General features: G+C 34.9%; 10 protein-coding genes and 1 riboswitch. Of the genes, 4 read left to right on the top strand and 6 right to left on the bottom strand.

Annotated features, from left to right (window positions below):
* Both CW357_RS11725 and CW357_RS11720 read right to left on the bottom strand, forming a co-directional pair.
* On the bottom strand, positions 1 to 1485 hold the full coding sequence (locus tag CW357_RS11725) for a nicotinate phosphoribosyltransferase (RefSeq protein ID WP_124218147.1): 1485 nt from the start codon (positions 1483 to 1485) through the stop codon (positions 1 to 3).
* A 131-nt stretch (positions 1486 to 1616) separates the two neighbouring features.
* Positions 1617 to 2120 (bottom strand): methylated-DNA--[protein]-cysteine S-methyltransferase, encoded by a 504-nt coding sequence (locus CW357_RS11720; protein ID WP_369973785.1) that lies wholly within the window; start codon positions 2118 to 2120, stop codon positions 1617 to 1619.
* 131 nt (positions 2121 to 2251) lie between these two features.
* Here CW357_RS11720 and CW357_RS11715 point away from each other — a divergent pair, with 131 nt between their 5' ends.
* The 3 genes from CW357_RS11715 to CW357_RS11705 all read left to right on the top strand — a co-directional run bounded on the left by CW357_RS11715 (position 2252) and on the right by CW357_RS11705 (position 5100).
* Positions 2252 to 2983, top strand: coding sequence for an ABC transporter ATP-binding protein (locus tag CW357_RS11715; protein WP_119415820.1), 732 nt, complete (start codon positions 2252 to 2254; stop codon positions 2981 to 2983).
* Entirely contained in the window at positions 2980 to 3735 is a 756-nt protein-coding gene (gene fetB, locus CW357_RS11710) for an ABC transporter permease (RefSeq protein WP_119415821.1), read from the top strand. Before CW357_RS11715 ends, fetB begins: the two co-directional genes overlap by 4 nt.
* 393 nt (positions 3736 to 4128) lie before the next feature.
* On the top strand, positions 4129 to 5100 hold the full coding sequence (locus CW357_RS11705; protein ID WP_124218146.1) for a proline dehydrogenase family protein: 972 nt from the start codon (positions 4129 to 4131) through the stop codon (positions 5098 to 5100).
* Between the two features lie 90 nt (positions 5101 to 5190).
* Here the strand turns inward: CW357_RS11705 and CW357_RS11700 are convergent, their stop codons facing one another.
* Both CW357_RS11700 and CW357_RS11695 read right to left on the bottom strand, forming a co-directional pair.
* Positions 5191 to 5796 (bottom strand): response regulator transcription factor, encoded by a 606-nt coding sequence (locus CW357_RS11700; protein WP_124218145.1) that lies wholly within the window; start codon positions 5794 to 5796, stop codon positions 5191 to 5193.
* Positions 5797 to 5932: 136 nt separating this feature from the next.
* Entirely contained in the window at positions 5933 to 6937 is a 1005-nt protein-coding gene (locus CW357_RS11695; RefSeq protein WP_124218157.1) for a Delta(5) desaturase DesA, read from the bottom strand.
* 327 nt (positions 6938 to 7264) lie between these two features.
* Between CW357_RS11695 and rpoN the strand changes: the two genes are divergently transcribed.
* On the top strand, positions 7265 to 8560 hold the full coding sequence (gene rpoN / locus CW357_RS11690; RefSeq protein WP_119415824.1) for an RNA polymerase factor sigma-54: 1296 nt from the start codon (positions 7265 to 7267) through the stop codon (positions 8558 to 8560).
* A gap of 52 nt (positions 8561 to 8612) precedes the next feature.
* Here rpoN and metH read toward each other — a convergent pair whose 3' ends face one another.
* Both metH and CW357_RS11680 read right to left on the bottom strand, forming a co-directional pair.
* Positions 8613 to 12047, bottom strand: coding sequence for a methionine synthase (gene metH / locus CW357_RS11685; protein WP_124218144.1), 3435 nt, complete (start codon positions 12045 to 12047; stop codon positions 8613 to 8615).
* Complete coding sequence (locus CW357_RS11680) at positions 12028 to 13887, bottom strand: bifunctional homocysteine S-methyltransferase/methylenetetrahydrofolate reductase (protein ID WP_124218143.1); 1860 nt, start codon at positions 13885 to 13887, stop codon at positions 12028 to 12030. Before CW357_RS11680 ends, metH begins: the two co-directional genes overlap by 20 nt.
* Positions 13888 to 14045: 158 nt before the next feature.
* A riboswitch (SAM riboswitch) is annotated at positions 14046 to 14144 on the bottom strand.
* Between the last annotated feature and the right edge of the window lie 31 nt (positions 14145 to 14175).

Here is a 14175-nt window from a genome sequence, read left to right as displayed (position 1 = left end):
TTAAATATTCCCCCCTAAACTAGCATCAATATCTCGAACCATATCTTTCACGTCTTGGATATTTCTCATTCTGTTATCCCAGCATTTTTGGCTTAAATCTACAGGATACTCTTCAGGGTTCAATGAACGTTTGTATTCGTCCCATAGCAATTCTAGATTTTCAGAAGCATAGGCTCTCATATCTTGTACTGAAGGGCTATCATATACGATTTTACCTTTTTCAACTACCTTTTTATGAAGATCTTTTGCTTCAAAGTTTGTGACAAATTTTGAGATAAATGTATGGACTGGATGGAACATTTTAATACGTTCTTGTGATTCAGGATTCTCATCCATCATGGTAATATAATCGCCTTCTGCCTTACCATTTTCAAGATCAATAATACGGTATAATTTTTTCAATCCTGGTGTTGTCACTTTTTCAGCATTGGCAGAGATTTTAATACGATCTTTCATCCTGCCATTTTTATCCTCCAGTGAAACAAGTTTATAAACTGCTCCTAATGCAGGTTGGTCATATGCAGTTATTAGCTTTGTACCAATACCCCATTGATCTACTTTCGCACCTTGAGCAAGCAAGTTTAGAATCGTATACTCGTCTAAATCATTTGATACAACAATTTTAGCTTTCGTAAACCCTGCATCATCTAACATTTTACGAGCAGCCTTTGACAAGAATGCGATATCGCCACTATCTAAACGAATTCCGATAAAGTTAATCTTATCTCCTAGTTCTTTTGCGACTTTAATCGCTGTAGGTACACCAGATTTTAATGTGTCAAAAGTGTCGACAAGGAATACACAGTCTTTATGTCGTCTTGCATAAGCATGAAAGGCTTCATAATCACTTTTATACGCTTGTACTAAGGAATGAGCATGTGTACCTGCAACAGGTATATTGAATAGTTTACCCGCTCTTACATTACTTGTAGAATCAAAGCCACCAATAATTGCTGCTCTTGTTCCCCAAATTGCTGCATCCATTTCTTGTGCACGGCGTGTACCAAATTCCATCACAACATTATCTTTAACAATTTGTTTAATCCGGCTTGCTTTTGTTGCTATTAGAGTTTGGTAGTTCACAATATTAAGTAATGCTGTTTCGATTAGCTGTGCTTCTCCTAGGGGCGCTTCAATTCGAACAATCGGTTCATTTCCAAAGACAAGTTCCCCTTCAATCATAGAGTAGACATCACCTGTAAAGCGTAGATTTTTTAAGTATTCAATAAAATCCTCATCATATCCAACAACTTTTTGTAAATACTCTAAGTCAGATTCGCTCATTCGAAAATTACGTAAGTACTCCAACATTCTTTCTAAACCGGCAAAAATAGCGTAACCATTCCCAAATGGTAATTTTCGAAAATAGAGCTCGAATACGGCTTTGCGATTATGTATTCCGTCTGCCCAATAAGATTCTGCCATATTGATTTGATATAAATCTGTATGTAGCGCTAGGCTATCGTCAGGATATTTTGTCATCATGCTATTCCCTTCTTCCACCATCTTAATACATCATAGTATACACTATTTATTTTTAAATATGTCTTTAAAAATGCTAGTATGTCATGACAGCTGTAATATCAAGATCTTTTATTTTACCTTTCACAAAATCATTATTCTTTATACGGTACATTTTCTATCTGAAGCAATGCCTTTTTTAACGGAATACCCGCGCTAAAACCTGTCAGTTTTCCGTTCTTCCCAATTATCCGATGACAAGGAATCGCTATTAAGATTGGATTTGCGCCTATTGCTCCGCCAACAGCTCTTACCGCTTTTGGACGGTTAACGCGGTTAGCAATTTCTGAATAACAAGTAGTCTTACCGAATGGAATTTGAAGTAACGCTTCCCATACTTCTTTTTGAAATGGTGTTCCTTGTAAATTTATTGGTATATCAAAGAAAGTTCTTTTCCCTGTAAAATATTCTTCATATTGTTTTTGATATTTGCCCATTTTTTCACGGTTTTCTATTAATTCGAATGTTTTATAATGCTTTTTACACCATTCCTCAATAGCTTCTTTTGACGTACTGACATAACATAACCCTTTTTCCGTCGCCACTAGAAAGAATGTCCATTCTTTTTGGATAAATGAAGTCCAGTAGGTAATTTCCAACATTGCACCTCCATATATCAGATGATAATTATTCATATTATAAGGTACTTACTAAATAGATTCATCTTTCTAGTATTTGGCTTTGGTTTATAATACATTTATAATAAGATTCTATTTTCAGGAGCGCGAATATGAATACAATCTACCAACCTGCCATCCATTTTCATAACATTGACTATGAAATAGATGGACATAAAATTTTGCAACAAATAACAGGCTCCTTTCCAACAGGTTATATTACAACCCTTGTCGGTCCTTCTGGAGCAGGCAAAACTACACTATTAAAACTATGTAATGGCTTAATCTCTCCAACTGCAGGTGAGATTTATATTAATGACAAACCCATTAACACGATTGACCCCGTTTTGTTACGTCGTCATGTTGGCATCGCCTTACAATCTGCACCTATGATTAAAGGTACAGTTTATACGAATTTATCTTTACCAAAAAAATTACAAGGAATATCCCTATCGCGTGAAGAAGCTATTTCTTTTTTAGAAGATGTAGGATTAGATCAATCCTTTTTAGATCAAGATGCTATGGATTTATCTGGAGGGCAACGTCAGCGCGTTTCAATCGCAAGGACACTTGTTAACAAATCGGATATATTACTATTAGATGAAATCACATCTGCTTTAGATCAAAATTCTGTAAAAGAAGTGGAAAATCTCATTGTTAAGATAAATAAAAAATACAATGTTACGATTATTTGGATTACCCATAATTTAGAACAGGCAATTCATATCGGTCACTATACCTGGGTGATGATGGATGGTCGTGTTATTGAAACGGGAGAGAGTACTTTCCTAAAGCTTCCTACAAAAGAACTTGTAAGACAATTTGTACAAGGAGGGTTAGCATGAGCTTCACTACACTTTCCTTAACATTACTATTTGTATTCATTCCGCTTATCTTATCTAAAACATTACATCTTGGATTAGAGAAAGACACGATAATTGCAACTCTTCGATCAATCATTCAGTTACTAGCTGTCGGCTATATTTTAAAATTTATCTTTGAATCCGATAGCTTACTTTATATTCTTCTAATGATTGTACTAATGGTTGTAGCAGCCACACTTAATGCACGTAAAAAAGGTGCAAATATTAAAGGTATCACTTGGAAAGTAGCTATTACACTGATTACAGTAGAGATCATAGTACAATCTATTTTACTAGGCTTTGAAATTGTCCCAGCTACCGCTCAATATATTATTCCTATAAGCGGCATGGCCATCGGAAACTCCATGGTGCTGGCAATTCTCTTCTTAAATCGTTTTCAAGGTGAGCTAGATTCACACAAAGATGAAACAGAACTTATTTTGTCGCTTGGTGGTACACCAAAACAAGCAATACATCATCAATTAATTACAGCCATCAAAGCAAGTATGATTCCAACCATCGAAAGTCAAAAAACAATTGGTTTAGTCCAATTGCCAGGCATGATGAGTGGCCAAATAATAGCTGGCGCTGACCCTGTTCAAGCTGTTCAATTCCAATTAATGGTCTTATTTATGTTACTAACTTCTGCCGCAGTTTCTAGCAGTATATTAGGTTTTTTATCCTATCCAACACTATTTAATGATCGCATGCAAATGTTAAAAGAAAAGTTTTAATCGTGGAGAATCCTTTAGAAACTAAAATAATTGTTGAAAGCTACTAATTCTTAATACGCAAAAAAACGCTTTCCCTCTTCCATGAAGGGAAAACGTTTTTTTTGCGTCATAATATTAATTTTGTACCTATGTACTAAGTTACATATTTTATAGGACGAATGCAACTTATTTGTCATAAAAGCTAACAAAATTCGACACGAATAAGTCTTAAGTGTATGTAGTATTATTTGTTCTGACTTAACTTTACCTATACATACATCCTTAACCAAAAACAACGTAGCTATATAAACATATTTATCCTTAAATATCAGTAAATGTTTTAAAATAATATTTTTTCAAGCTTCTATGATATAATCTATTAAAATACAATTTCATCATAAAGGGGAATAGCATATGTCACTTAAAGATTTCTTTATCGCGTTATCCGAAAACCAATTTTTAAATAACAATGCTAAGAAGTATGGATTGAAATTAGGTGCTGCTAGCGTAGTTGCTGGGACTAACATTGCAGAAGTAATGGACAGTATTAAAGAGTTAAACTCACATGGTATCTCTTGTACAGTGGACAACTTAGGGGAATTTGTTCATGACCAATCTGAAGCAACAGCAGCAAAAGAACAAATTTTAGCTGTTATTGAAGCTATTCACCAAAACAATGTAGACGCGCATATTTCTTTAAAGCCTTCTCAACTTGGTTTAGATATTGACTATGACTTTTGCTATAGAAATTTAAAAGAGATCGTTGCATTAGCAGACCAATATAATATTTTCGTGAACTTCGATATGGAAAATTATGAACGTCTACAACCTTCTTTTAATTTACTTGAAAAATTATCAAAAGATCATCAAAATATTGGGACCGTTATTCAAGCATATTTTCTTCGTGCTAAAGACGATATTAAAAAATTTAAAGACTTTCGTTTACGCATTGTTAAAGGGGCCTATAAAGAATCAAGTGACGTTGCTTATCAAGAAAAAGAAGATATCGACCGCAATTACATAGACCTTTTAGAATATCATTTATTACATGGTAAATTCACTTCAATTGCAACACATGATCACAATATTATTAATCATATAAAGAAATTTATCGCTGACCATAATATACCAAACGAAAAATACGAATTCCAAATGTTATACGGTTTCCGCCAAGATATGCAACTTCAACTTGTAAAAGAAGGTTATAATTTCTGCACATACGTTCCATTTGGACAAGATTGGTATGGCTACTTCATGCGACGATTAGCTGAACGTCCACAAAATATTGAACTTGTGATCAAACAAGTTTTTAATAAAAAAACAAATACCTTACTCGGCGTAGCGGCAGCAGGTTTTATAGTTGGGCGTTTAACAAAACGAAGATGAAGCTAAAGGGTTAAGCAAATTTTCCTTAATAAGAACAGGTATTAAAAATCCCGATTACCTCCAGAAGGATGTAATCGGGATTTTTACTTTTTATTTATTCCAGCCTTTTTCTTTAAATCTCGCTATAGCTTCGATTCGATTGCTTACTTCTAGCTTATCTAAAATTGTCGATATATAATTTCGAACAGTCCCAGGAGATAAAAATAGTTCACTTGCAATCTCTTTTGTTGTTTTTCCTTTTGCCACAAGTCCCAATACTTCGCTTTCACGATCAGTGAGGGGATTTTCTGTTTCTTCTTCATAAACGATGTCGATCAATTCTGGAGCATAAATTCTGCGACCATCCATAATTACTCGAATAGCATTTACTAATTCCTCTATCGGACTATCTTTTAGCAGGTAGCCTCTAACTCCCGCTTTTCTTGCTCGTTCAAAATAACCTGGTCTAGCAAATGTCGTTAAAATAATGACTTTGACGTCTTTTTCTTTCAAATCCTCTGCAGCATCTAACCCTGTTTTTTCAGGCATTTCAATATCCATAATGACAATGTCTGGCTGATACTTATCAACCAGTTTTAATGCATCTACACCATTATGCCCTACTCCAACAACTTCCATATCATCTTCCATATTAATCAATGACTTCAAAGCTCCTAGCAGCATTCCTTGATCTTCAGCAATTACTATATTAATCATCTTATCCACTTCCTTTGAAATGACTTCCGATTCTCTTTACGTTAATTATAGCAAATAATCGATTATCCTCGACTTTTTTCGATTTTCATTTTTCTAAAATAAAAGCCACCCCTATTTAGGAATGACTCTCAGCTCTTTATGATATTTTTAGCGATCTTAACTTGTAATCATGAGAAACGACACGTTTTTTCACTTCTTTAAACGTTACAAAATGTTTGTTAGGTGAATCATACAATTTGTAACGTAATGATTCCATACTTGTCTTAATAGTGATGGTCGTTGCATGCTGTAATGGTGGTGTTTTTGTATGAGCTTCTTGTAATTTATAGTTTGGTACACGTGGTGCTAAATGATGTACATGATGGAAGCCAATATTACCTGTAATCCATTGTAAAACAAGTGGTAATTTATAATAAGAACTTCCTTCTATTGCCGCCTTTACATAATCCCATTCATTCTGATTTTCAAAATAAGAATCTTCAAAAGTATGTTGGATAAAGAATAACCAAATACCAAGTGATCCGGCAACAAACATGGTTGTTCCATGAATGATTAAAAACGATTGAACATTTGTCAGTAAAATAATGGCCGTAATAATTGCGGCAATGCAGATATTTGATAAATACGTATTAATACGTTCTTTTTTCCTTGCATCTCTGTGATTAAATCGGCTATCGATTAACACTAAATATAAAGGTCCTAATCCAAACATGACGAGCGGATTACGGTAAGCTCTATAACAGAATCTTTTCCATTTAGAAGCTTCTAAATATTCATCAACTGTCATTACCCAAATATCCCCGATTCCTCGTTTATCCAAGTTAGAACTTGAAGCATGATGAATCATATGCTCTTTTTTCCACTTTTCATATGAAAATAACGTAAGAACTCCTGTTATAAATCCCATGAAATCATTTGCTTTTTTATTTTTAAAGAAAGAACCATGCGTGCAATCATGAAAAATAATAAATGTACGAACTACGAAACCTGCTGCGATGATACTAAGTCCAATTGAGCCTAACATTGTGTAAGGAATAGTCCAATATGCAGCAGTTAATATTGCGAGCAAGGGAATAATTGTATTTACTATTTGTATGATACTTTTTTTCGTATCAGAAGTTGCGAAAGGTGTAACTGCCATTTTTAGCTGTTTTGTTTTTTCACGGTCTGTCAAAGAAATCCCTCCAACCTTTTTGCTATTGAACTTATCATACTTTCACTTATCGTTTTACAATAGATATAGATGTCATGATGAAAATATGACATTTATCATGTTCTTAGTGTTGAAGATAGGAATTTATCATATATTAAATAACAATATTGGAAAATATACTTTGAATATAGCTTTCCTTTACCATTTCTCATCATTTAAAATAGATATATAGAGTATAATAATCAATACACAAAGGAGAATTTTTTGAAGATTTCAAGTAATTTTTTTGCAATTTAGTTTTATGGAGGGATTTTTTTGAATCTTTTTCTTCAACAACGCCAAGAACTTAAATTGTATATGACAACTCAGCTAAGACAATCTATAGAATTACTCCAATACTCAACATACGATTTAGAACAATTTATACGCCAGCAAGAATTAGAAAATCCATTGATTGACCTTCAAGAAAAACCAACGTCACCACAAATTGAGAAACTTCCACCTTTTAGACCATCTAAATATGCAAAACAGGCAACATCCGATATTTCAAAACCAATTGAAGAAAATCTAAGAGATTATTTGTTGAAAATGGTCAATTTAAATTTTAAAGATAGAGATACACAAAAATTACTAAAGTATATTATCAATAATTTGAATGATTTTGGTTACCTAATAATAGAAGATAGCAATGCAATTTATTCTGCAGAATTCATTACAAAGGGGATTGAACTTCTTCAACAGATTGGACCGATTGGAATTGGAGCAAGAAATTTAAAAGAATGTCTAATAATGCAATGTCAATATAGATATCCGAACCATCTTATTTTACAAGAATTAATTCAAAATCATTTGTCATTACTTGCTGAAAACAAGTGGCAAATGATTGCTAAAAATATGAAATGTTCCGTAGAAGTCATACAACAATTAAACAAACAAATCCAAACACTCAATCCAAGACCTTGCAATTTTTCTATTTCTGATAGCATTGAATATGTGCAACCTGATATTATTGTAGAATTTCAGGAAAATGAATTGACATTCTACTTAAACGATTATTATCTTCCTCAAATCCATCTAAATAAGCATTACTTAAATGTACCAACTATAAATAGTGAAGATAAACAATATATCCTTAATCATCATAGGAATTACCAGTGGCTCGTAAACAGTATTGAACAGCGCCGAAATACAATTATCAAAATAATGCATGTACTAATCAATAAACAATTAGATTTCTTTAAAAATGGCATTGCCCATCTAGCACCATTAACTTTAAAAGAAGTTGCAGAGGAAATTGATATGCATGAATCTACCGTAAGTCGTACAACATCAAATAAGTTTATCCAAACGCCTATCGGAACATTTGAGATGAAATCATTGTTCACTTCTAAAATCTCTAAAAATGATGGCGGTCAAATTTCTCAAGAAAAAGTAAAAGCATTATTAAAACAAATTATTCAAAGAGAAAACAAATATAAACCATACTCCGATCAAAAAATCTCGGAGTATTTAAATTCTGAATACGCTATACAAATAGCTAGAAGAACTATTAGTAAGTACCGTGATGAGCTGCAAATTCCAACAGCCAGTATGCGAAAAATATGGAAATAATCAAATGTAAAAGCCCATCTAGTCCGCAGCTAAAGATGGGCTTTTGACTATTTTATTCTACATTAAAATACCGTGCATCTGGGTGTGCAAAAACCATGGCACTAACAGATGCTTCTGGAGACATCATGTAACCGTCGGTTAATGTAACACCTATATCTTCTGGCTTGATCAATTTAAATAGTTTTTCTTGATCTTCGAGATTAGGACAAGCTGGATAGCCAAATGAGAAACGTTGTCCTTGGTATTTTGCTGCAAAGCGATCACGCATTGTAAAATCAGTACCATCAGGGAATCCCCAGAAGTCACGCATTTCTTGATGTATCCGTTCAGCAAATCCTTCCGCAAGTTCTAAAGCTGTGGCTTGTAATGCATGACTTTCTAAGAATTTTCCTTGATCCTTTAAACGAGTAGCCGCCTCACGAACACCATGTCCTGCTGTTACTTGCATAAATCCAACATAATCCATTTCTCCACTATCTACCGATTTTAAGAAATCAGCCAAACATAAGAATGGCTTCTTTTGTTGACGTGGGAATGTAAAACGTTCAACCTCTTTTTTAGTATCATTAGGATCATAAATAATTACGTCATCTCCATCTGATTGTGCTGGGAAGAATTGATACATACCAGATGGGCTTAAAATCCCTGATTTTAAAAATCCTGTTACTAATTCATATAGTTCAATAGCTCGCTCATCACCCTTTTCGAGCATCGTTTCATTGAAACCTTTTAATCCAAGATGATGTCCGATTAAGGTTCTCATATTCACATATGGTTGAAGATGCGCAACGGAATAATCTCTTAATATATGTCTTGTTAAATCTTGAGGTACAAATACAGGTACATCATTTCGTACTGTTTTAACAGGTTTTGGAGCAACAGCAACGGCCGTTCTCTCTCCTCTTTTTACTTCTTGTGCCATTCTTTTTTCTTGAGCTGCATATATTTCATGTAAAAGATTTTCTTTATCATCACTTTGCAATCGGTTGGCTATTTCAAGTCCTTGCATCGCATCTTTAGCATATAACACAGGACCACCGTATTCCTTCGCAATCTTGGTATCTGTAAACTTTCGAGATAATGCAGCCCCACCAACCATAATTGGTGTTTCAATCTGTGCCTCTTTAAAATCTTGTGCAGTAACAACCATTTGTTGAGCTGATTTTACAAGTAAGCCTGATAAGCCAACTATATCGGGTTTTTCGGTACGAATAGCCTCTATTAACGCTTGAGGAGTCACCTTGATTCCTAAATCTATTACTTTAAAGCCATTATTACTTAAAATAATATCTACTAGGTTTTTCCCAATATCATGTACATCCCCTTTTACAGTTGCAAGGATTACTTTGCCTTTCCCTGTATCATCTTCTTTTTTCTCCATGAAGTCTTCAAGGAATGATACCGCCGCTTTCATAACCCCTGCAGATTGCAGTACTTCCGCAACAATAAGCTGGTTATCGTTGAAAAGTTTACCTACAGTAGCCATCCCATCCATAAGAGGTCCATTAATAATATCTAACGGTGTATCATATTGTTTCAAAGCAGCTTGTAAATCCGGTATTAACCCCTCTTTTGTACCTTCAACTATATAATAAGCTAAACGTTCTGGAACTGTTTTAGGAATATCTGCTTCTGTTTTTTCCTTCTTTTTATCACGATAGAAATCTGTAAACTTCGCTAATGTTTGATCTGTTGTTTTAAATAGTAAATCATTTGCTAATTGTTTTTCATTATCAGGGATAGAAGCATAACGCTCAATCTTTTCTGTATTAACAATGGCATAGTCAAGACCTGCTTGTGTACAGTTATAAAGGTACACAGCATTTAATACTTCACGTCCAACTGGCGGTAACCCAAATGAAACATTACTAACACCAAGAATTGTTAGAGCTCTTGGTAGTTTTTCTTTAATTAACCGAATCCCTTCAATTGTCTCAACAGCTGATCCTATATACTGCTCATCACCTGTTCCAACTGGAAAAACAAGTGGATCAAAAATAATATCTTCTGGTGCTATTCCCCATTGGTTAACGAGTAAATCATAAGAACGTTCAGCTATCTCTAACTTACGATGTCGATCAACCGCCATACCTTTCTCATCAATTGTGCCAACAACAATTGAAGCACCATATTTTTTGACGATTGGTAATACTGCTTCAAAACGTTCTTCCCCGTCTTCTAAGTTAATAGAATTGATAATTGCTTTTCCTTGTGAGTATTTTAGTGCTTCTTCAATTACCTTTTCATCAGTTGAATCAATTACAAGAGGTACCTTAACTTTTTTCACAACTTCTTGCATAAAGTTCTTCATATCTTCCAATTCATCACGATCTGGATTTGCTAAACATATATCTAGAACATGCGCGCCATTCTTCACTTGAGCACGAGCAATTTCTGATGCTTCTTCATACTTTTCCTCTACAATAAGTCGCTTAAATTTACGAGAACCGATAACATTTGTCCGTTCACCAACAAATAGTGGACGCATAGAATCGTCATAAACCAATGAATCAATACCAGATACTACATGACCATGCTCATGATCAGGCTTCTTGCGTGGTTTTTGGTCTTTGACAACCTCTCGTATTGCTCGAATATGATCTGGCGTTGTTCCACAGCAACCACCGACTAGATTTAACCATCCTTTATCTGCAAAGCCTGCAAGTTTTTTTGATAAGGATTCTGGGGTTTCATGATAATGTCCTTCTTCATCAGGGAGACCAGCATTTGGATAACAGCTAACATAACTTGTTGCAATTTCAGACAAAGAGCGCAAATGATCTGTCATAAATTCAGGACCTGTTGCACAGTTTAATCCAACTGATAAAGGATTAATATGTTCAATTGAAATATAAAATGCTTCGATTCCTTGACCAGCTAGTGTTGTACCCATAGGTTCAATTGTCCCTGATATCATCACAGGAATCTTTTTATGTAGCTCTTCAAAAGCTTGCTTAATCCCTAAAGTGCCCGCTTTGACATTTAACATATCTTGACTTGTTTCAAGTAGAAGAACATCCGCTCCGCCTTCAATTAGTCCTTTCGCTTGTACATAGAAATCATGTTGTAACTCATCGAAAGTAATACCACCCGTTACTGAAAGTGTTTTGGTAGTTGGGCCCATAGAGCCCGCTACAAAGCGCGGCCAATCGGGAGTTGAAAATTCGGCCGCCGCTTTTTTTGCAATTTCTACTGCTCTTTTATTGATTTCCTCTGCTCTATTTCCTAAAGAATATTCATTTAAAACAACTGGTGTCCCGCCAAATGTATTTGTACTAATAACATCTGAACCTGCTTCAAGATAAGCACGATGTATCGATTCAACAACATCTGGTCGAGTAATATTCAAATATTCATTACACCCTTCATATTCCTCTCCACCAAAATCTTCCGCTGTTAAATTTGCATTTTGCAACATCGTTCCCATGGCACCATCTAAAACTAAAATGTGATTTTCAAGTCGTTCTTCAATGAGATGCTTTGACATAGTTGCTTTCATCCTCTCTCTTGAAATCTAATTCGCGTATATAGTTCATTAACTCAATTGACATATCATAACGCATAAATGGTGTGATTAAATAGATTCCATTAAACAATTCGGCCGCTGTATCAATCAGCTCTTTTGCAATAGCAATTCCTTCAAATCTCGCGGCTTCCTTATCTTCACCTGTCGCTCTCATACGTTCTAATACTTCTTCAGAAAGCTTAATACCCGGCACTTCATGATGCAGAAATTCCGAATTTCTTACACTTGTAAGTGGCATGATACCAATGAATATAGGCGTTTCTAAATGTTTTGTTGCTTCATACACTTCAATAATTTTTTCTTTACTATAGACAGGTTGTGTGATGAAATAATCTGCACCCGCTTCGATTTTTTTCTCTAACCGACCAACTGCACGCTCTACTACACGTACATTAGGATTGAATGCTGCAGCTACTGAAAAATTCGCTTTTTTCCGGAGTGGCTTTCCAGAAAATGAAATACCTTCATTCAATTTTTTTATAAGTTGGAGAAGTTCAATACTAGAGACATCATATACACTTGTTGCGCCTGGAAAATCCCCTACTTTGGATGGGTCGCCTGTAACCGCTAAAATATCATGAATGCCCAACGCATTTAACCCCATTAAATGTGATTGCAAACCGATTAAATTCCGATCACGACAGGTTATATGGGCAAGAGGGCGAATATTATTATTTAGCTTTAATATTGATCCCATCGCCATATTACTAATTCGCGGTGAGGCAAGTGAATTATCTGCCATGGTCACAGCATCAGCTCCAGCTTCATATAAAGCCTTGGAACCTTCTATAAACTTTTCGATTTCCAAATGCCTTGGTGTATCAAGTTCCACTATAATAGAACGTTCCTTTTTCGCCTTCTCATGAAGTGGCTTATAACTTTCTTTTGTAGCTTCTTTAATCAATATGACTTCTTTATGCTTAACTACTTTATGCTGAATTGGTGGTAGATCTGCCAAACGGTGTTTGACCGCTTCTATATGTTTTGGTGTTGTTCCGCAACATCCACCAATCAACCTTACTCCCTGATCTCTTAGCAATACTGCGGATCTGCCAAAGTATTCTGCCTCAGATTCATAAACTATTTTGCCATCTTCAACATCTAAAAGGCTTGCGTTAGGATAAGCCGAAAGAAAGGCTTTTGATGGGAGTTCTACATCTTCAAAGGCTTGGATAGTATGGTGTGGACCTAAGCGACAGTTAACGCCTACGATATCAGCGCCGATTGCTTCTAATTGGTGAAGAGCATCATTTAATCGTAAACCATTTTGCAAAATACCTGGTTCATGCATCGATACTTGCGAAATTATTGGAACATCAGTGATTCTGCGCAAATGCTTTACTGCTGCCTTTAATTCATCAAAATCATAATAAGTTTCAAGCAAAAGTCCATCCGGATTACCAGCTAGTAGAATTCCTGCCTGTTCATCCAACGACCGAATGATTTCGTCTAAAGTCGCATCACTTTTTCGAATACCCCGAATACCACCGATTGTCCCTAAAACAAACTGTTCCCCTTTTGAAGCAACTTTTTTTGCAATCTGAATGGCACTCTCATTTATGGCTTTCACAGAATTTTCAAGACCATATCGTTCTAATTTAATAGCGTTTGCTGTATAAGTATTCGTTTGAATAATGTCTGCACCTGCATCGATATATTGTTGATGGATATTCTCAATAACTTCTGGCTTTTTAACATTTAATTCCTCATAACAATAGTCGATTCCATACGAATATAATAATGTTCCCATTGCACCATCTGCAGTTAAAACTTGCGATTGAAGTTTTTCTAAAAGTCCCATACTGTCCTTCCTTTCTTTTCTACCGTAGTCCTACCACTCGGTATTATTTTCCACATTGAGCTTGTGAGAAAAATCGATGTGGGAATTTCATCAAATTTAAAATAAAAAACCTTCTTAACAAAAAATAAGAAGGTTTTAGAATGCATATTGATTGCTCCTTCTTATCTACAGGATTACTCCACTGGAATTAGCACCTGACCAATTGGCTGGTTGCTGAAGCTTCATAGGGCCAGTCCCTCAGCTTCTCTTGATAAGAAATAATATTTAATTTTTAGAATAATTAAAAGA

The organism is Rummeliibacillus sp. TYF005 (assembly GCF_003844195.1).
In the GTDB taxonomy this organism is placed as follows: domain Bacteria; phylum Bacillota; class Bacilli; order Bacillales_A; family Planococcaceae; genus Rummeliibacillus.
Note: the sequence above shows the minus strand (reverse complement) of the source record. Positions and strands in the feature narration are given on the sequence as shown.

Bases quoted from the DNA above. Each gene is read 5' to 3' on its own strand.
- fetB (WP_119415821.1), top strand. From the start codon at position 2,980: ATGAGCTTCACTACACTTTCCTTAACATTACTATTTGTATTCATTCCG.
- CW357_RS11700 (WP_124218145.1), bottom strand. From the start codon at position 5,796: ATGATTAATATAGTAATTGCTGAAGATCAAGGAATGCTGCTAGGAGCT.
- CW357_RS11715 (WP_119415820.1), top strand. From the start codon at position 2,252: ATGAATACAATCTACCAACCTGCCATCCATTTTCATAACATTGACTAT.
- CW357_RS11695 (WP_124218157.1), bottom strand. From the start codon at position 6,937: ATGGCAGTTACACCTTTCGCAACTTCTGATACGAAAAAAAGTATCATA.
- CW357_RS11725 (WP_124218147.1), bottom strand. From the start codon at position 1,485: ATGATGACAAAATATCCTGACGATAGCCTAGCGCTACATACAGATTTA.
- metH (WP_124218144.1), bottom strand. From the start codon at position 12,047: ATGTCAAAGCATCTCATTGAAGAACGACTTGAAAATCACATTTTAGTT.
- CW357_RS11680 (WP_124218143.1), bottom strand. From the start codon at position 13,887: ATGGGACTTTTAGAAAAACTTCAATCGCAAGTTTTAACTGCAGATGGT.
- CW357_RS11705 (WP_124218146.1), top strand. From the start codon at position 4,129: ATGTCACTTAAAGATTTCTTTATCGCGTTATCCGAAAACCAATTTTTA.